We start from the raw sequence: 18,997 nt of genomic DNA on the forward strand, positions 1-18,997 counted from the left end.
TTTATAGAAAATCCTGCACTGGTCTGCCAAACTGCCTTGACATAACTGGCTCATCGTTTCAGTCTCTTTCCATAATAGGAAAGGGATTTGAGGATGCTTGCCCGATACGGCATTGGCGTCGCATTGACGCTGGCGATTGCTGCTCCGCTGCATGCGGAGGAATTTTTCGTTCGCAACCAGAACGAATATGCCCATGCGCTCAAGGGCGTCGAGGCTGGCGACATCATCATCCTCGCCAATGGCGAATGGAAGGATTTCGACCTTGTCATCACTGGCAAGGGCACGGCGAAAAAGCCCATCACGGTGATTTCGGAAGAGGCGGGCAAGGTCTTTTTGACCGGCCAGTCCAGCCTGCGCATCGGCGGCGAGCATATCCTTGTGACCGGTCTGGTCTTCAAAGATGGCTACAGCCCGCGCGGCGAAGTCATCTCGTTCCGCCGCAGCAAGGACGATCAGGCGCGCAACAGCCGCGTGACCGAAGTGGTCATCGACCATTTCAGCAAGCCTGACCGCACCGACGACGATTACTGGGTCGGCATTTACGGAAAGAACAACCGGTTCGATCACAACAGCCTTGTCGGCAAGACCAACAAGGGCGTGACCCTTGCCGTCCGGCTCGACAGCGCGGAAAGCCGCGATAACGGACACCGGATCGACCATAACTATTTTGGCCCGCGCCCTGTCCTGGGATCGAATGGCGGAGAGACGATCCGCATCGGTACCAGCCAGTATTCAATGTATAATTCGGGCACGATCGTCGAAAACAACATCTTCGACCGCTGTGACGGCGAGGTCGAGATCGTCTCGAACAAGTCGGGCGGCAATATCTATCGCGGCAATCTTTTCCTGCGTTCGCGCGGGACGCTGACCTTGCGTCATGGCGACGGCAATCTGGTCGAAAGCAATGTCTTTCTGGGCCACAGCAAGGACTACACCGGCGGCATTCGCGTCATCAATCGTGACCAGATCGTGCGCGGCAATTACATGGAAGGGCTGCGCGGCACCGGCTTTTCCAGCGCGCTGACCGTGATGAACGGCGTGCCCAATTCGCCGGTGAACCGCTATGTTCAGGTCGAAAATGCACAGATCGAACGCAATACGGTTATCGACAGCGCACGGGTGACGCTGGGTGCCGGCGCCGATGACGAGCGATCGGCACCGCCCGTCAAAAGCGTGATGCGTGCGAACCTGCTGGGCGGGCTCGACTCCGGCACATTTGTCGAAGTGGATGCGGATATCTCGGGCATTCAATTCGCGGACAATGCCGTCATCAAAGGCGATGTGCACAGCGATGCCGCTGCCCTGCGCCGCGTCGATACCGAAATGGCGCGCGCGGGCAACGGGCTGCTTTATCCCGCCGATCCTGCATTGGCGGAAATCGGCGCGCCCCGCGACCTGAAGGTGATGCCGCTTGCCGAAGTCGGCCCAGACTGGTGGCCGAAGCCTGAGGCCGAGGCGGAATTTGCCAGCGGGACTACCACCATGGTGCCGGCGGGGGAAGGCACGCTGGCGGACGCTGCGGCATCAGCCGCGACCGGCGATGTGCTGCAACTGGCAGCGGGCGAATATGGTGTCGATCAGGCCATCGCCGTGACCAAGGTGCTGACGATCAAGGGGGCGGGCGCCGACACGGTGATCCGCTTTACCCGCCCGTCGCTGTTCGATCTGCAACAGGGGGGCAATCTGCAACTGCAGAACCTGTCCATCGACGGATCGATGGCGCCCGATTCGGTTGGAAATTCGGTCATCCGCACCGGCAGCTTTCCGATCCAGTCGAACCTGATCGTAGAGATGGACGGCGTCAGCGTATCGGGTCTGACCGTCAATAAATCATTCAATGTGCTGACCATCGGGAAATCGGTGTTGGCCGACCGTATCGCGATCCGCGGCAGCAGCTTTGCGGACATCACCGGCACCATCGTTTCCGCTTCGGCGGAAACGGACGATTACGGCCTCTATAATGTCGAATATCTCGACATCGTGGACAGCCGCTTCGCCAATGTCGGAGAGGCGGTGGCGAATGTCTATCGCGGCGGCACCGATGAAAGCACGTTCGGCCCGTCCGTGACTTTTACCGGCAATACGCTGGCCAACATCGGCAAGGCTGCCACCAATGCCGAGGGCGCCTCGCTCTATCTGCATGGCGTGCAAACCGCCGATGTCGCACGCAACACGGTTACCGGTTCCGCACCGTTCAAAGTCGTCCACACCGTCGGCACGCCCGTCACCCGCATTCGTGACAACAGCTTTGCGAAAACACCCGCGCCGGTAGTGACGGAGTTGAATTACGAAGGACTTCCGCGCGCCGCGATGCAGGGCAATTCGGTCGACGGAAAGGCCCTGTGATGCGGACTGCGATGCATCGGGCGTTCGCCTCCCTGCTTGCCGCTACCGCGCTGACCTGCGTTGCGCCTGTGCCTGCGCTGGCCTCTGCCGCGACGGCGCAGCAAACGGCCGAGGGGCTGCCCCCGCTTTATGCCGAAGAGCTTGAGCGGGCGAAAAACTTCGTCGACACCATGATCGAGGCAGGTATCAATGTGCCCGTGCCCAGGGATCCGGGCGGCGGTTATACCCATGAACAGCACAAGCGGAATTTTCAGGCGATCCATCTGGGCGGCGATCTTTATCGCATCACCAAAGACCCGCGCTACGCCGCTTTCGTGCGCGACATGCTGCTGGAATATGCCGAACTTTACCCGACGCTAAAGGGCGATCATCCGGCTGCCAGCAACCAGTATAGCGGCCGCCTGTTCTGGCAGGTGCTGAACGATGCGATGTGGCTGGTCCATGCGGTTCAGGGCTATGCCGAAATCCGCGATACGCTGTCCGATGCCGACCGCGAACGCATCGACAATGACGTCTTCCGCCGCGCTTCGGACTTTCTTTCGAAGGATCAGGTCAGGACGTTCGACCGCATTCACAACCACGCCACCTGGGCGACCGCAGGCGTGGGGATGACCGGCTATCTGCTGGGCGACCGCGACATGGTGGACCGCGCCCTGCTGGGTTCGGACAAATCGGGCAAGGCGGGCTTTCTACGGCAGATGGACCTGCTGTTCTCCCCCGACGGCTATTACACCGAGGGACCCTATTACCAGCGGTTTGCCCTGCTGCCGTTCATGGTGTTCGGTCAGGCAATTGCCGACAACGATCCCGCGCAGCAGATTTTCGAGCGTCGCGACGGCATTCTGCTCAAGGCGCTGCGCGCGACGATCCAGTTGACCTATGCGGGCTATTTCTTCCCCTTCAACGATGCGATGAAGGACAAGAGCCTTCGCACCGCCGAACTCTATGACGGTGTCGCCATCGCCTATGGCCAGACGCGCGACCCCGCGCTTTTGTCCATCGCGCAGTGGCAGGGGCGCACCGTGCTGGGCGAAGACGGCTTGATGCTCGCCCGCGATCTGGAGGCGGGCAAGGCGCAGCCCTTTCCGTTCCGCTCCATGCTGTTCAGCGACGGTCCCGACGGCGATCTGGGCGCGGTCGCGGTTCTACGCGCGGGTGAGGGGGCGAAGCAGACCGCTCTCGTCGCCAAAAACAGTTCGCAAGGCATGGGACACGGCCATTTCGACAAGCTGAGCTGGCAGTTTTACGACAACGGGAACGAGATCGTGCGCGATTACGGCGCGGCCCGCTTCCTGAATATCGAGGCGAAGCAGGGCGGGCGCTATCTTCCCGAAAACGAAAGCTGGGCCAAGCAAACCATCGCGCATAATACGCTGGTGGTGGACGAGGTCAGCCATTTCGGCGGCGATGCCAGGCTGGCCGACACCATTGCTCCGAAACAGCTCTATTTCTCCGACGCGGACGGCCTTCAGGTTTCCAGCGCGGAAGTGACGGGCGCCTATCCCGATGTTGCGTTTAATCGCACCTTGGTGCTGACCGGCATGCCCGGCGGTGGCGGCAGGCTGGTGATCGATCTGCTGCGCGCCGATGCGCAGGGCACGCATGTCTATGATTTGCCGCTTCACTATAACGGCCACATCATGGAGGCCGACTTCGCGATCGAGCGGAATCTGGCGACCCGCCCGGTGCTGGGCGGCGACCATGGCTATCAGCATCTCTGGGTCGACGGCACGGCGACGCCCGATGCTGGCGATGCAGCGCTGACATGGCTGATCGACGGACGGTTCTATAGCTATCGTTTCGTCACCGACGGCACGACGCAGGTCGTGCTAGGCGAAAGCGGGGCGAACGATCCCGAATTCAATCTGCGCCGCGAACCGATGGTGATGCTGCGCGCACGGGCCGATGGCGGGCGCAGCTTTCTGTCGGTGCTGGAAAGTCACGGCCAATATGATGGCGCAGCCGAACGCACCGTCGCCAGCCGCAGCCAGATCGCATCGCTGCGCCATGTCGTGGCGGACGGCAATGACATCGCGGTGATCACGCCCGTCGGCGGCGCGCCGTTCGCCATCGCTATTTCGCACAATCCCGATCCGGCCCGGCGCCACCAGGCGAAGCTGGACGGCCAGACGATCCGCTGGACCGGCTTTGCCGCGCGCATTGCCCTTACCCCCAAGGAACAACGCAAATGACGAAGAACCGCCTCCGCTGGCTGGTCGTCGGACTGGTCGCCCTTGCGGGCATCATCAACTATATCGATCGCGGTGCGCTCAGCATTCTCTGGCCCGAAATTTCGGAAGAGCTGGGGATGACGAAGCTCGACTATGCGATCATCCTCAATGTCTTCACCTTCGCCTATGCATTCGGGCAGACCCTGTTCGGCAAGATTTTCGACTGGATCGGCACGCGCCTCGGCTTCGTGCTGTCGATCGCGGTGTGGTCGCTGGCGACGATCCTGCATGCCTTTGCGCGCGGATTGTTCAGCTTTGCGCTGTTTCGCGGGCTTTTGGGCGTGGCAGAGGCAGGCAACTGGCCCGGCGCGACCAAGGCCAATGCCGAATGGTTTCCGATCCGCGAGCGCGCATTGGCGCAAGGCATCTTCAATTCGGGCACGGCCATCGGCGGCATCATTTCTGCACCCGTCGTCGCCTATCTGTTCGTGTTTCTGGGGTCGTGGCACGCGACATTCATCACCATCGGCGTGCTCGGTTTCCTGTGGCTGGTGCCGTGGCTGATCGTTTATAAAAGCGGCCCCGATGCCCATCCGTGGATCGGCGCGGAAGAGCGGGACTATATCCTGACCGGGCAGCGCAATGCTGCATCGAACGATACCGCCGACTACGCCCCCGGATCGGGCGAGATCCTGTCGCACAAGGAAAGCTGGGGCGTCATTGCCGCATCCTTCTTCATCGATCCGATCTGGTGGCTGTTTGTCGGCTGGTTGCCGCTGTATCTGGCCGAAACCTATGGCTTTGGCGTGACCGATATCGGGCTTTACGCATGGGTCCCCTATGTCGGCGGTATGTTCGGCGCATGGTTCGGCGGGCTGATGGCGCAGAACCGGATCAAGGCCGGCTGGACCGTCAACAAGACGCGCAAGGCGACGATCGCACTGGGCGGGTTGATCATGCTGGTATCGCTGCTGTTGACGATGAAGGCGGCTACCCCCTTGATGGCCGTGCTGCTGATGGCCGCGATCCTGTTCGGGTTCCAGACCGCCATCGGCAATATCCAGACGCTGCCCAGCGATTTCCTCAGCGGAAGGTCGGTCGGCACGCTGGCGGGCTACGCCGGTACGGCGGCCAAGCTGGCGGTCGTCGGCCTCAACTTCCTCATCCCGATCATCACGATTGACAGTTACACGCCCGCCTTTGCGGTGGGTGCGGCGCTGGCGATCATGACGGTGCTGTCGGTGCTGGTGCTGTGTCCGGAAATCCGGCCGCTCAAGCCCAGGGCCGCTCGTTAATTCCTCTCCTACCCTCTCCAGATCAAAGGTTTGACATGAGCAAATTTACCAACAAGACCGCAATCGTAACCGGCGGGAGCCGCGATATCGGGCGCGCCGTTTCGATCGACCTTGCGAAGAACGGGGCGAATGTCGTCGTGAATTATCGCGGTGACGAGGCTGCCGCCGATGCCACCTTGGCCGAGATCGAGAAGTTCGGCGGCAAAGCCATCAAGGTTAAGGCCGACGTGACCAAAGCGGCCGAGGTCGATGCGCTGGTTGCGGCCGCGCGCGAGGCATTCGGCGATGCGATCCATATTCTGGTCAACGTGGCAGGCGGCATGGTCGAACGGCGTCCCCTGGCCGACATGGACGAAGAATTCTTCAACTATGTGATGCAGCTGAATGTCACCTCGACCTTCCTGACGACCAAGGCGGTCGCACCCTTCATGCCTGAAGGTTCGGCGATCGTGAACTATGCCTCGCAAGCAGGGCGCGATGGCGGCGGTCCGGGCGCCAGCGCATATGGTACGTCGAAGGGCGCAGTGATGACCTTTACCCGCGCCATGGCGAAAGAGCTTGGCCCCAAGGGCATTCGCGTCAATTCGCTCTGCCCCGGCATGATCGCCACGCTGTTCCACGACACGTTCACCAAGGATGAAGTGCGCGCCAATGTGGCCGCCGCTACGCCGCTGCGCCGTCAGGGCAATGTGGAAGAAGTCGCGCAGACGACGTCCTGGCTGGCGAGCGACGAAGCGGCCTTTGTCACCGGCGCGAACATCGACATCAATGGCGGCATGTTCTTCTCCTGATGGCTGCCACGAAAGGCCCGGCGGTCCCCCTCCCTGCCCGTCAGGGAGCGCCGGGCGTTTCTATGTTTAGGAGAGTGTAAACTGGTATGACAGTTTGGCATTATATAAAATATCAAACTGCACTAGAATAAATATTGACCAGATTGGCCGAATCCCGTAATTTCGGCTTCAAGAATAAAGCAAGGGGAGTCGGCGCGTTTCGGGCACGCCAGTGACGGTGCGAAGGGCGCGCCGATGGCGCAGGTCCGGCCTGCAATCTACGGTTAACAGCAATATTTGCGGTCCTGGTCAGGGCCGGTTTTCACGGTCCCGTCCGCGCGGCGGGGCGCGGGTTCTTACGCCCGAAAAGAACAGAACGATTTTGGGAGAAAATGGCATGGCTTTCGATACACGCTCGCAATCCGTCCTGAGGAAGCTGCCCGCCAGCGCGGCGCTGCTGGCCAGCACGGCATTGTTCGCAACCCCCGTTTTCGCACAGGATGCAGACCCGCAGCCCGCGCCTTCCGCAGCGCAATCGGCCCCTGCCGAAAGCGAGGCGATCGTCGTCACCGGCATCCGCAGCTCGCTGCAAAGCGCGCTGAACCAGAAGCGCAGCGCCGACAGCCTGATCGAGGTGATCGAGGCCGAAGACATCGGCAAGCTGCCCGACCAGAATCTGGCCGAAGTGCTTGAAAACATTCCCGGCATCCAGATCACGCGAGAGGCCGGCGTCGGCACCGGCGTGCAGATCCGCGGCACCAATGACAACCGGACCGAAATCAACGGCGTGTCCACTGTCGGTTCGGGCTCGGGCCGCGGCGGGATCAGTTTCGAAGACGTCAGCGCCAGCATCATCTCGTCGGTAGAGGTGATCAAGGCGCCCGAGGCGAAGACCATCGAAGGTTCGGTCGGCGGCACGATCAACCTGCGCACGATCCGCCCGCTCGACCTGAACGAACCGCTGATCGCGGCGCGCGTGCAGGGCGAATATAGCGAGCTGTCCGACAGCACCAAACCGCGCCTGTCGGGGACTCTCGGCAATCGCTGGGATACGGGCGTTGGTGAAATCGGCATCGTGCTCAGCGGCAGCTATGCCGAGCAGGAGGCCACATCGTTCCGCCCGCGCGTCGACCGCGATGGCGGTCTGGTGGAAAATGTGAATGCCAATGTCGTGCGCAATGGCACCGCGCAAAACCCTGCGGCCCGTCCTGCCGCGCAGGATTTCGACTTCGTCGGTATTCAGTTCCTGAATCAGGAGCTGGAGAATTTCGAATATGAAACGGTGAATTTCGCCGGCACGCTGGAATGGGCGCCGTCGGACAAGCTCAAATTCTATTTCGATACCGTCTATAACGATCAGGAACGCCGTCAGGACAGCTCGCGCGTGCAGGCTTCGGGCGTCAGCGCTCTGGTCGATCACATGGTGCCCGACACGTTCGAAACGGTCGATTTCGGATCGCTCGACGGAGTTGATCTGGGCAGCATCCAGGTGGCGGAAACCGGCGTGATCGAACCGATCCTCTCGGTCGATGGCGACGATCCCAACCTGCGTTTTTCCAGCGACGTGGGCGCGCGCCTGACCACCAGCGAAATCTATCGCCTGGGCACCGAGTTCGAGGCAGGCCGCTTCTCCGCCCGTGTAGAGGCATCGCGCTCGCTGGCCAATACGACCAGCCCCGACCTCAGCACCACGATCAATTTCATCAACCCGCATACGCCAACCGGCAATGGCAACGACAATGCCGTGCCGTTTGCCTATGATCTGTCGGGCAATTCGCTGACCTTCGGGATCAACCAGAATTCGCAATATGCGCCGACAACGGCCGAATTGCTCGACCCCGCAAATGTGGTGCTCCAGCAGATCGTGATCGGCAACGACAGCCAGCGGAACAAGGAAGATGCATTCCGCATCGACGCATCGGTCGATGTTTATGGCACCAATCCGTTCTTCACCTCGTTCGACTGGGGCTATCGCTACAGCAAGACGACCAGCACCTATAACGATGTCGGTTCGACGCTGACCCTCAGCCAGATGAACGATAGCCCGCGCGGCACCGCCTTTGCCGAGCTGCTGGTCCCCGGACCTGACAATTTCGGCGATGCCGACGGGCGAGAGCTGTATTTCGGCGACTTCCTGCTGATCGATCCCGACCGCGCCTTCAGCGACCGCGAAGGCACGCTGGCGATCCTGCAGGACGCGCTGAATTCGGTTCCCGGCATGCGCCAGATCGGCGAGGCTTCGGAGAATTCGGCCGGCTATTTCTCGATCGATGAAACGACCCATGCGGTCTATGGTCAGGCGAATTTCGAATATGGCCCGATCCGCGGCAATATCGGCCTGCGCTGGATCGACACCAGCCTCGATTCCACGGGTAATTCGGTGACCGGATCCGACGTTACGCAAGTCGTGACCAAGGGCGGCTATGCCAAGCTGCTGCCGCGCATCAACCTTGCCGCAGAGGTGACCGACGACGTCATGGTCCGCGCCAGTTGGGGCAAGGATATCAACCGTCCCGACTATGACCTGCTGTCGACATCGGTGTCCTTTGTCACCAGCGAGAATGCGGCGGTCCAGATCGGCAATGCAAATCTGAAGCCGGAAACGGTGACGTCCTATGATTTGTCCGCAGACTGGTATTTCGCCCCGTCTTCGGTGCTGAGCGTCGCGTTCTTCCACAAGAACCGCAAGGATCTGTTCGTAACGCAGCTGGAAGATGCGCCGCTGGACGCCAACGGTTTCCGCGACATCACCGCGCCATGCGAAGGGGGCGGCATTTACAACCCCATCGCGTTCCGCAACCAGCTGTCGCCCATCGGCGGTTCGGGCATGTGCGTGCCCATCCTGACCACGATCAACGATACGGGCAGCACGACGCAGACCGGCGTGGAAGTCACCTTCCAGTACGATCTGTCGCAGTTTGAAGACACGCTGGGCTTTGCGTCTGGCTTTGGCCTGCTCGCCAATTATACCTATCAGGAATATGGCGGGGGCGAGGCGTTCAATACGTCGGCGACGCGCGGTACCGATATCTTCAACGCGATCAACGGCATTTATGACGATGCGGACTTCGTGACCTATACCGCCAAACAGGGCCTGCTCGATTTCTCGAAACATGCCTATAACGTGACCGTCTATTACGAGAAATACGGCCTTTCGGCGCGTGCGCGCTACACATGGCGTGACTCTTTCCGCACGCTCGATACGGTCGGTGGTGCGACACTCAGCAGTACATTGGGCTTTCCGGTCGTCACCGCCGCGCGCGGCCAGCTGAACGGCAGCATCAATTACGACATCACCGAATGGCTGGCGGTCGGGGTAGAGGGCGTGAACCTCACCAAATCGACCATCAAGCAATATTGCGTGAACGACGGCGCACTGCTGTGCGGCGAGGGGCTTCCCGACCGCCGCCTGATCGCGGGCTTCTCGGTCAAGTTCTAAAAGCGGCCGGACGGGACCGGCTGGCGCAGGAATATCCCTGATCCGCGCCAGCCGGAAACCGGCCTGTCCATCCGGCAGCGCGGCTCTGCGTCCAATGCGGCCGAACAATGCGTGAAGGGACGCAAAAGGCCCACACCAGATTTTACTGCATCATGCGGGTCTTTGCGCGGCGATTGCCCCGATGCAAAGATTTTTGCAGCCAAAACGCGCCAAACCATGTATGCGGCGCGCCAACAGCCGTGTGATCGGCTGCGCGATTGCGGTTTCCAGCGATCCGGCCACAGGCCGAACGCCAGCGCAATTCCCCCGTTTATACCGCCCGCCGCCCCAGCGTCCGGCCCGCATTGTTCAGAGCACTATGACCTTTACGAATCTTCCGCCCCTTCTTGGCGACGCATTGGCCGATCGCGGCTATGAAGCCCCCACATCGGTACAGGCCGCCGTGCTGGCGGACGAGGCGCAGGGCCGCGACCTGATCGTCTCGGCCCAGACCGGATCGGGCAAGACCGTGGCGTTTGGCCTGTCGCTGGCCGGCGAATTGCTGGACAGCTTTGGCGAACTGGCCGGTGCGCCGCTGGCACTGGTGATTGCGCCCACGCGCGAACTGGCGCTGCAGGTGGGGCGCGAACTGGGCTGGCTTTATGCCAAGGCCGGCGCGCGCATCGCGACCTGCGTGGGCGGGATGGACCCTTCCAAGGAACGCCGCAACCTGCAGCGCGGCGCGCATGTCGTGGTGGGCACGCCGGGCCGGCTTCGCGACCATCTTGAGCGCGGCGCGCTCGACCTGTCGCGCCTGTCCGCTGTCGTGCTGGACGAGGCGGACGAGATGCTGGACATGGGCTTTCGCGAAGATCTGGAAGAAATCCTCGACGCGACGCCTGCCAGCCGCCGCACCCTGCTGTTTTCGGCGACCATGCCTGCCCCCATCGTGGCGCTGGCCAAGCGTTACCAGCGCGATGCGCTGCGCATTTCGACCGCAGGCAATTCGCGCGGCCATGGCGATATCGCGTTTCAGGCCGTCACCGTCGCTCCGGCAGAGATCGAGGCGGCAGTCGTCAACCTGCTGCGCTTGCACGAGGCGGAGACCGCGATCCTGTTTTGCGCCACGCGCGATAATGTGCGCCGCCTGCACGCCACCTTGCAGGAACGCGGCTTTGCCGTTGTCGCATTGTCGGGCGAACATTCGCAAAGCGAGCGCAACCATGCGCTGCAGGCGCTGCGCGACCGGCGTGCGCGGGTTTGCGTGGCGACCGATGTGGCGGCGCGCGGGATCGATCTGCCCAGCCTGTCTCTTGTCATCCATGTCGAAATTCCGCGCGATGCCGAAACGTTGCAGCACCGTTCGGGCCGCACGGGCCGCGCGGGCAAGAAGGGCACTGCCGTCATCATCGTTCCCTATCCGCGCCGTCGCCGCGTCGAATCCATGCTGCGCGGCGCCAAGATCGAGGCGGAATGGATGGGCGCGCCGACACCCGACCAGATCCGCGCGAACGATCGCGACCGCCTGCTGGCGGCACTGTTGCAGTCGCAGGAATTCGACGAGGAAGACCGCGCGCTGGCACAAAAGCTGATGGCAGAGCGTTCGGCCAAAGACATTGCTGCCGCGCTGGTGCGCGCGCATCGCGCATCGATGCCGCAGCCCGAGGATATTACCGAGGACACGCCCGAAGCCCGCCGCGCCGCGCAAAAGGAACGCCATCGCCCCGGTTTCGAGGATGTGGTGTGGTTCCGCATGGATATCGGCCGCAGGCAAAATGCCGATGCGCGCTGGATCCTGCCGCTGTTGTGCCGTCGCGGCCATATCACCCGGAACGAGGTCGGCGCGATCCGCATCGGCGGGCACGAGACTTTTTTCCAGGTGCCCCGCGCGATTGCCGACCGCTTTGCCCAGTCGGTCCAGCGCACCGCGCAGGACGAAAGCGGCGAGGAAAGCGTGCATATCGAGATGTCGGGACCGCCGCGCGAACAGGCCCGCGAAAATCTGCGCGACAATGCGCGGGGCAGGCCGCGCCCGCGCCCCCGCGCCAACCGCGCCGAGCGGCACGATGGCCCGCCGCGCGGAAAGCCGCGAGCAGACGGGCCGCGTTCGGACCAACCACGCGCTGACAGGCCCCGCTCTGACAAACCCCGCGCCGCCAAGCCGTTTGCCGGAAAGCCGAACGGGGGAAAACCGCATGGTGGCAAGCCGCATGGCGGCAAGCCGCACGCGCGCAAGCCCAAGCGACCCTCTGGCCCCCGCCATTGATCGGCCCAACTGATCGCCCCAACTGATCGCGCCGTTGATCGCCCAAACTGATCGCATGGCCGTTTAATTGCGCCCTGCGGTCCCCATCTGCCGTCAGGCGCGTTAGGGACGCATAGGGCGCAAGCAAGCGGAGGTATCGGACAATGGGCAAGCGGATCGTGGTCACCGGCGCTGCGGGTGCGTTGGGCAAGGCAGTGATCGCTGCGCTGACATCGCAGGGCCATGACATTGTCGGTATCGACATTGGCGACGCACCCGAAGGGGCGGGCGCTTTCGTCGGCGGCGTGGACCTGACCGACGAGGCATCGACCCGCTCCGCGTTCGAGCGGATTGCCAAGGACGGGCCGATCCACGGCCTTGCCAATATTGCGGGCGGTTTCGTCTGGGAAACCGTGGCGGACGGCGATCTGGCCAGCTGGCAGCGCATGTTTGCGATGAATGTGGTCACCGCTCTCAATGCCAGCCGTGCCGCCCTGCCCTTTCTGGGATCGGGCGCGTCGATCGTGAATATCGGCGCTGCCGCCACGGCAAGGGCCGGAACGGGCATGGGCGCCTATACCGCCAGCAAGTCCGGTGTCGCCCGCCTGACCGAGGCTTTGGCCGAAGAGGTCAAGGACAGGACCATTCGCGTCAATGCGGTGCTGCCCTCGATCCTCGACACGCCTGCGAACCGCGCCGACATGGGCGAGGCGGATGCAGACAAGTGGGTGAAGGGAGAGGAGCTCTCTGCCGTGATCGCCTTTTTGCTGTCCGATGCCGCCAGCGCGGTGACGGGGGCCAGCATTCCGGTTACGGGCCGCGTCTGACGCGGCCGATCGACCGGCGATACGGACCGGTCAGGCCGCGCGCTCTTCCAGGCCGGCGCGGTCGACGATCACCACTTCGCGGCGCGAGGGCAAGTCGATCAGCCCGTCGGCTTTCATGCGGGTAAACTGGCGGCTGACGGTTTCGATGGTCAATCCCAGCACATCGGCGATCTGCTGACGCGACAGCGGCAGGACCAGCAATTGCGCATGGTCAAGCTGCGCAGGGACCGCGTCGGCCAGCCGGTCGGTCATTTCGAGCAGAAAGCTCGCCAGCTTTTGCTCCGCGCTCATCCGGCCCAGCAACAGCATCCAGCGGCGGGTCCGGTCAAGCTCTGCCAGCGTGCGTTCCAGCAGGCGGTGTTCCAGCCGCGGATGTTCGCGGGCAAAGCGGTCGAAATCCTTGCGTTCGAACACGCAGACATGCGCATCGGTCAGCGCCTCGACCCCATAGGGTGTCGTCTCGCCAAAGGGGCGGCCAAGAAAGTCGGACGGATAGACAAGCCCAAGGATCTGCGCGCGTCCATCGGCGGTCTGCGTCGACAGTTTCAGCACGCCTTCGATCACATTGGCGACCAGAACGGCTTCCTCCCCCTCCCACAGTAATTGCTCGCCCGCTTTCAACGCGCGGCGGCGGCCAATGCCGTTCAGCAGGTCGATCTCTCCATTATCGAGATCGGCACAGATCGCGCGATTGCGGATCGAGCATGCCTCGCAGAAATGGCGCGCGCGTTGCTGAATAGTGGCCGACATCGCGCAGCCCATAACCGTTGAAACCGGTTTGGGCCAGTAAAACTGGCCAATGCGGGTTGTTAGACTTTGGTCTGGTCCAGATCGTCGAACCGGCCGTAACCGCCGCGGAAGAACAGTAGCGGGCCGACATCGCGCTCGGTCGTCAGGCTGACGACGCGGCCCAGCACGATCAGATGATCGCCCGCATCCATCTCGCTTTCGATGGTGCATTCGATGGTGGCGACGACATCGTCGAGCACGGGCATGCCGTGGTCGGACAGGCGATGCGCGATATCGTGGAACTTGTCTTCCTTGCGACTGGCGATCTGCTTGCACAGCTCCAGCTGATCCTCGCCCAGAACGTTCACGCAGAAATGCCCGCAATCGCGCACCTGCGGCCAGCTGCTGGACCCCTTGCCGACATAGAACGCCACCAGCGGCGGATCGAGCGAGACCGAACCGAAGCTGCCGACGACCAGCCCGACCGATCCGGCCTGTTCATGGGTGGCGGTGATCACGCATACGCCGGTGGGGTAATGGCCCAGCACGGTCCGGAAATGGGCCGGATCGATCTCTACGTCGATATGGGGCGTGTCTTGCGTCATCCCTGCTCCTTTGCCGTGCGCATGGTACCATTCATGTTCCAAGGCGCTTCCCTTGGCGCGCGCCGCGCGATAGGTCGCGGGCCATGTCGCATAAGTTCCGCCCCCAGACAATCGTGCTTTCCCTTGTGGCGGGAGCGTTGATCGCGGCCCTGATCGCTTGGCGGTCAGTGTCTTTCGGCACATCGTCCGGGGATGAAACGGGGTCCGGCCCCGTCGTGCTGGCTGCGGCAAGCATGCATGACGCGCTGGAAGATGCCGCCGATGCATGGGCGGCGCGCGGCCATGCGCGGCCTGTGCTGTCCTTTGCCGCCAGCTCTGCCATGGCCCGCCAGATTCAGGCGGGGGCGCCAGCCGATCTGTTCGTTTCGGCGGACGAGGAATGGATGGACGTGCTGGAGGAGAACGGCCTGCTGGTCGCCGGATCGCGGGGGGTGATGGCCAGCAACAGCCTTGTGCTGATTGCGCCCGCCGCGTCCGATGTCACGCTGGAGCCCGCCGCCGGCTTTCCGCTGGCCCGTGTGCTCCATGGCGGGCGGCTGGCCGTGGCGGAAACGCAAAGCGTGCCCGCGGGCCGCTATGCCAAAGCGGCGCTGGTTTATCTGGGCGTGTGGGACAGCGTGGCCGATCGGCTGGCCCCTGCCGAAAACGTTCGCGCGGCCTTGCAACTGGTGGCGCGCGGTGCGGCGCCTTTGGGCATTACCTATGCCACCGATGCCATGTCCGAACCTGCCGTGCGGATCGCAGGCACATTTCCCGCGTCGAGCCATCCGCCGATCCTCTATCCCGTGGCGCGGGTGATGGCGGGCGAGCACCCCGATGCCGAGGCGTTTCGCCGGTTCCTGCTGTCGGACGAAGGCGCGGCGATCCTTGCCCGCCATGGTTTTGGACCTGCCGCATAATGGGCGGGCGGTATAGGGTGCGCGCATGCTGACGCCCGCCGAATGGCAGATCGTGGCGCTTTCGCTGCGCGTCAGTCTTGTGGCGATTGCCGCCGTGCTGCCGCTGGCCTTCGCGCTGGCCTGGCTGCTGGCGCGGCGGCGGTTTCCGGGCATGGTGCTGATCGACGCGCTGGTGCATCTGCCGCTGGTGCTGCCGCCGGTGGTAACAGGCTATTTGCTGCTGCTGGCGTTCGGGCCGCAGGGTCCAGCGGGCAGGCTGGCGAAAAGCCTGCTGGGCATCACATTCTCGTTTCACTGGACGGGCGCGGCGCTGGCGGCGGCGGTGATGGCCCTGCCGCTGATGGTGCGGGCGATCCGATTGTCGATCGACGCAGTCGATACGCGGCTGGAAAGCGCGGCACGCACTTTGGGTGCGGGCCGGTGGGACGTGTTCCGGCGGGTGACCCTTCCGCTGGCGGCGCCGGGCGTGCTGGCGGCGCTGGTGCTGGGCTTCGCGCGCTCTATCGGCGAGTTCGGGGCGACGATCACCTTTGCCTCGAACATTCCGGGTGAAACCCGCACCTTGCCGTTGGGCATCTATACCGCCTTGCAGGTTCCGGGCGCAGAGGGAGAGGTGACGCGGCTTGCCATGATCTCCATCGCTTTGTCGCTGGCGGCGCTGGTCGCGTCCGAATGGCTGGTGCGGCGGGGCACAAACGGCAAGGGGCGGCCCGTATTATGAGCGGTCCGGCATTCGACATCGATATCGCGCTCGACCGGCCCGATCGCCGGATCGCGGTGCGCATTGCCGCGAGCAATAATCTGGTCGCACTGGTCGGCCCGTCGGGCATGGGGAAGACCAGCGTGCTGGACGCCATCGCAGGGTTGCTGCGGCCCGCGCGCGGCCATATCGCGGTGGGCGGCACCACATTGTTCGATGCGGCAGCGCGGATCGACCTGCCGCCCGAACGGCGCGGCGCAGGCTATGTGTTTCAGGACAGCCGCCTGTTTCCGCATCTGACCGTCGAACAGAACATTCGCTTTGGAATGCGCTATGCGGCGGGGCAGGCGCCTTTTGCCACGGCAGAGGAATGCGCCGATCTGCTGGGTATCGCCCATTTGCTGCATCGCCGCCCGCGCGCATTGTCGGGCGGGGAAATCCGCCGCGCCGCCATTGCCCGCGCCCTGCTGCGCGCACCGCGGTTTTTGTTGTTAGACGAACCGACGGCCTCTCTCGACGATGCGCGGCGGCAGGATATCTTGCACATTGTCGAGGAAATCCGCGACCGTTTCGCGCTGCCGATCCTGTATGTCAGCCATGACCGGAGCGAAGTGGACCGTTTAGCGGGACTTGTCGTCGAGCTTTAACCAACGGCGTCGATAGGGGGGCGTGACCCCGTATCGGGGCGGTTGATGAAAGCTTGGAAAATTGGCAGCGCAAAACAGGATTCTGGTCACCGGAGCAGCGGGCTTTATCGGCGCGGCGGTTGGCAGGGCGCTATTGCTGCGCGGCCATTCGGTTTTGGGGATCGACAATCTCGACGCTTATTATTCCGTCGCCCTGAAGCAGGCGCGGGTAGCGCAGCTTTGCGATGAATTCGGCGATCGGTTCGACTTTCGGCGCGCCGATTTTTCGGATCAGGCCGCACTCGACACAGCCGCCAACGGGGCAGATTTCGATGCCATAGTGCATCTGGGGGCACAGGCGGGCGTGCGCTATTCCATCGAGAATCCGCGGGCCTATGTGTCGTCGAATATCGCCGGCCATCTGAACCTGCTCGAACTGGCGCGGGCAAGACAGGTGCCGCATATGATCTATGCCAGTTCCAGCTCCGTCTATGGCGGTAATGACAGGCTGCCCTTCGCGGTCGAGGACAGGGTGGACAATCCGGTTTCGCTCTATGCAGCGACGAAGCGCGCAGACGAGTTGATGAGCGAAACCTATGCCCATCTGTTCCGTATTCCGCTGACCGGGCTGCGGTTTTTCACCGTCTATGGGCCGTGGGGAAGGCCGGACATGGCCATGTGGAAGTTCACCCGCAGCATGTTCGATGGCCGCCCCATCGACGTTTACAATCATGGCAGGATGAGCCGCGATTTCACCTATATCGACGATATCGTGTCGGGCATTATCGGCTGCCTTGCCAATCCGCCGGTCGATGATGGACAAGTGAAGGCGGGCGGCAGCGTAAAGCCCCATGCGCTATATAATATCGGCAATAACAAGCCGGTGCCGATCATGCATCTGATCGATGTTCTGCAACAGGCCTGCGGTGTAAGGGCGGACATCAATTTCATGCCGATGCAGGCTGGCGATGTCGCCTCTACCTTTGCCGATATTACGGCGTTGAACCGCGACACGGGCTATACGCCCGCCACCTCTATCGAAGCGGGCGTGCCCAGCTTTGTGGACTGGTTTCGCCGGTATCATTGCATGTAACGGAGCGCGTCGCCCCTGACACGGCAGGATTTTACGGCAAGCGACCTAGTCCGAACCGAACAGGTCGCGGGTAAACACTTTGTCTTTCACATCGGCGATATCGGCCGTCATGCGATTGGCGATGATAACGTCGCACTCGCGCTTTAGCGTATCCAGATCGCGGATAACGGTCGAACCGAAGAAATTATCTTCTTCCAATGCCGGTTCATAGATCACCACCTCGATCCCCTTGGCCTTGATCCGCTTCATGATGCCCTGGATCGAGGATTGGCGGAAATTGTCCGATCCCGCCTTCATCACCAGCCGGTAAACGCCGACCTTGGCAGGATTGCGCGCGATGATCCTTTCGGCCAGAAAATCCTTGCGCGTTTGGTTTGCGTCCACGATCGCGCGGATCAGGTTTTGCGGCACTTCGGAATAATTGGCCAGCAGCTGCTTGGTATCCTTGGGCAGGCAATAGCCGCCGTAACCGAAGCTGGGATTGTTATAATGCCCGCCGATCCGCGGATCGAGGCACACGCCGTCGATGATCTGGCGCGTGTCCATCCCGCCCGCAATGGCATAGGAATCGAGCTCGTTGAAAAAGGCGACCCGCATGGCGAGGTAAGTATTGGCGAACAGCTTGATCGCCTCTGCCTCGTTCGCGTCGGTGAACAGCACGTCGATGTCCGTCTTTTCCGCACCCTCCACCAGCAGGTCCGCGAAGATTCTGGCACGTTCGGATTGTTCCCCGACGATGATCCGCGAAGGATGAAGATTGTCCCACAAGGCGCGGCCTTCGCGCAGGAATTCGGGGCTGAAGATTACTTGATCCGTACCCAGCCGCTGGCGCACATCCTGTACGAAACCGACGGGGATGGTCGATTTGATCACAATGGTCGCATCGGGCGCATGTTCGGCCGCGCTGCGGATGACCGTTTCGACTGACGACGTATCGAACTTGTTGGTATGGACATCGTAATTGGTGGGGGTCGCCACCAGCACATAATCGGCACCTTTCAGCGCCTCTGCCGCATCCAGCGTTGCGGTCAGGTCCAGCGGACGGTTCGCCAGAAACGCCTCAAGCTCGGCATCGATAATAGGCGACTTGCGCCCGTTCAGCATGGCTACGCGCTCGTCCGAGATATCGACGGCGACGACTTTGTTGTGCTGGGCCAGCAGGACCGCATTGGACAGTCCGACATAACCGAGGCCAAAGATCGCGATTTTCATTCGGGCATTCTCACCTGATTAATCCGTATCCGCAATGCTGCAAGGCAATGAGATGGCCATT

At 62.4% G+C, this 18,997-nt stretch carries 14 protein-coding genes; 11 read left to right on the forward strand and 3 right to left on the reverse strand.

Annotated features, from left to right (window positions below; all coding sequences use genetic code 11):
• Positions 1-93: 93 nt before the first annotated feature.
• The 7 genes from LOZ77_RS15985 (at position 94) to LOZ77_RS16015 (ending at position 13,072) form a co-directional block, all read left to right on the forward strand.
• Positions 94-2,346 (forward strand): polysaccharide lyase 6 family protein, encoded by a 2,253-nt coding sequence (locus LOZ77_RS15985; RefSeq protein ID WP_230281907.1) that lies wholly within the window; start codon positions 94-96, stop codon positions 2,344-2,346.
• Positions 2,346-4,538: an alginate lyase family protein gene (locus LOZ77_RS15990; RefSeq protein WP_230279963.1), complete on the forward strand. Its 2,193-nt coding sequence runs from the start codon at positions 2,346-2,348 to the stop codon at positions 4,536-4,538. The genes LOZ77_RS15985 and LOZ77_RS15990 overlap by 1 nt, the downstream gene beginning before the upstream one ends.
• Positions 4,535-5,812 (forward strand): MFS transporter, encoded by a 1,278-nt coding sequence (locus LOZ77_RS15995; protein ID WP_230279964.1) that lies wholly within the window; start codon positions 4,535-4,537, stop codon positions 5,810-5,812. Before LOZ77_RS15990 ends, LOZ77_RS15995 begins: the two co-directional genes overlap by 4 nt.
• A gap of 35 nt (positions 5,813-5,847) precedes the next feature.
• Complete coding sequence (locus LOZ77_RS16000; protein ID WP_230279965.1) at positions 5,848-6,603, forward strand: SDR family NAD(P)-dependent oxidoreductase; 756 nt, start codon at positions 5,848-5,850, stop codon at positions 6,601-6,603.
• Positions 6,604-6,979: 376 nt separating this feature from the next.
• Entirely contained in the window at positions 6,980-10,021 is a 3,042-nt protein-coding gene (locus LOZ77_RS16005) for a TonB-dependent receptor (protein ID WP_230279966.1), read from the forward strand.
• Positions 10,022-10,379: 358 nt separating this feature from the next.
• Positions 10,380-12,266 carry a DEAD/DEAH box helicase gene (locus LOZ77_RS16010; protein ID WP_230279967.1) on the forward strand — a complete coding sequence of 629 codons (1,887 nt, stop codon included), beginning with the start codon at positions 10,380-10,382 and terminating at the stop codon, positions 12,264-12,266.
• Positions 12,267-12,409: 143 nt separating this feature from the next.
• Positions 12,410-13,072, forward strand: a complete 663-nt coding sequence (locus LOZ77_RS16015; RefSeq protein ID WP_230279968.1) for an SDR family oxidoreductase — start codon at positions 12,410-12,412, stop codon at positions 13,070-13,072.
• 30 nt (positions 13,073-13,102) lie between these two features.
• Here LOZ77_RS16015 and LOZ77_RS16020 read toward each other — a convergent pair whose 3' ends face one another.
• Positions 13,103-13,822 (reverse strand): Crp/Fnr family transcriptional regulator, encoded by a 720-nt coding sequence (locus tag LOZ77_RS16020; protein WP_230279969.1) that lies wholly within the window; start codon positions 13,820-13,822, stop codon positions 13,103-13,105.
• 59 nt (positions 13,823-13,881) lie between these two features.
• Positions 13,882-14,406, reverse strand: coding sequence for a flavin reductase family protein (locus LOZ77_RS16025; RefSeq protein ID WP_230279970.1), 525 nt, complete (start codon positions 14,404-14,406; stop codon positions 13,882-13,884).
• An 83-nt stretch (positions 14,407-14,489) separates the two neighbouring features.
• Between LOZ77_RS16025 and modA the strand changes: the two genes are divergently transcribed.
• From modA to LOZ77_RS16045, 4 genes are all read left to right on the forward strand, one after another.
• Entirely contained in the window at positions 14,490-15,305 is an 816-nt protein-coding gene (modA, locus tag LOZ77_RS16030) for a molybdate ABC transporter substrate-binding protein (RefSeq protein ID WP_230279971.1), read from the forward strand.
• 25 nt (positions 15,306-15,330) lie between these two features.
• A complete protein-coding gene (gene modB / locus LOZ77_RS16035; protein WP_230279972.1) occupies positions 15,331-16,026 on the forward strand; it encodes a molybdate ABC transporter permease subunit in 696 nt (231 codons plus the stop codon).
• Entirely contained in the window at positions 16,023-16,652 is a 630-nt protein-coding gene (locus tag LOZ77_RS16040; RefSeq protein WP_230279973.1) for an ATP-binding cassette domain-containing protein, read from the forward strand. Before modB ends, LOZ77_RS16040 begins: the two co-directional genes overlap by 4 nt.
• A gap of 61 nt (positions 16,653-16,713) precedes the next feature.
• Entirely contained in the window at positions 16,714-17,724 is a 1,011-nt protein-coding gene (locus LOZ77_RS16045) for an NAD-dependent epimerase/dehydratase family protein (RefSeq protein ID WP_230279974.1), read from the forward strand.
• Between the two features lie 45 nt (positions 17,725-17,769).
• Here the strand turns inward: LOZ77_RS16045 and LOZ77_RS16050 are convergent, their stop codons facing one another.
• A complete protein-coding gene (locus tag LOZ77_RS16050) occupies positions 17,770-18,936 on the reverse strand; it encodes a nucleotide sugar dehydrogenase (protein ID WP_230279975.1) in 1,167 nt (388 codons plus the stop codon).
• Between the last annotated feature and the right edge of the window lie 61 nt (positions 18,937-18,997).

Source organism: Croceicoccus sp. Ery15, from assembly GCF_020985305.1.
Taxonomy (GTDB): domain Bacteria; phylum Pseudomonadota; class Alphaproteobacteria; order Sphingomonadales; family Sphingomonadaceae; genus Croceicoccus.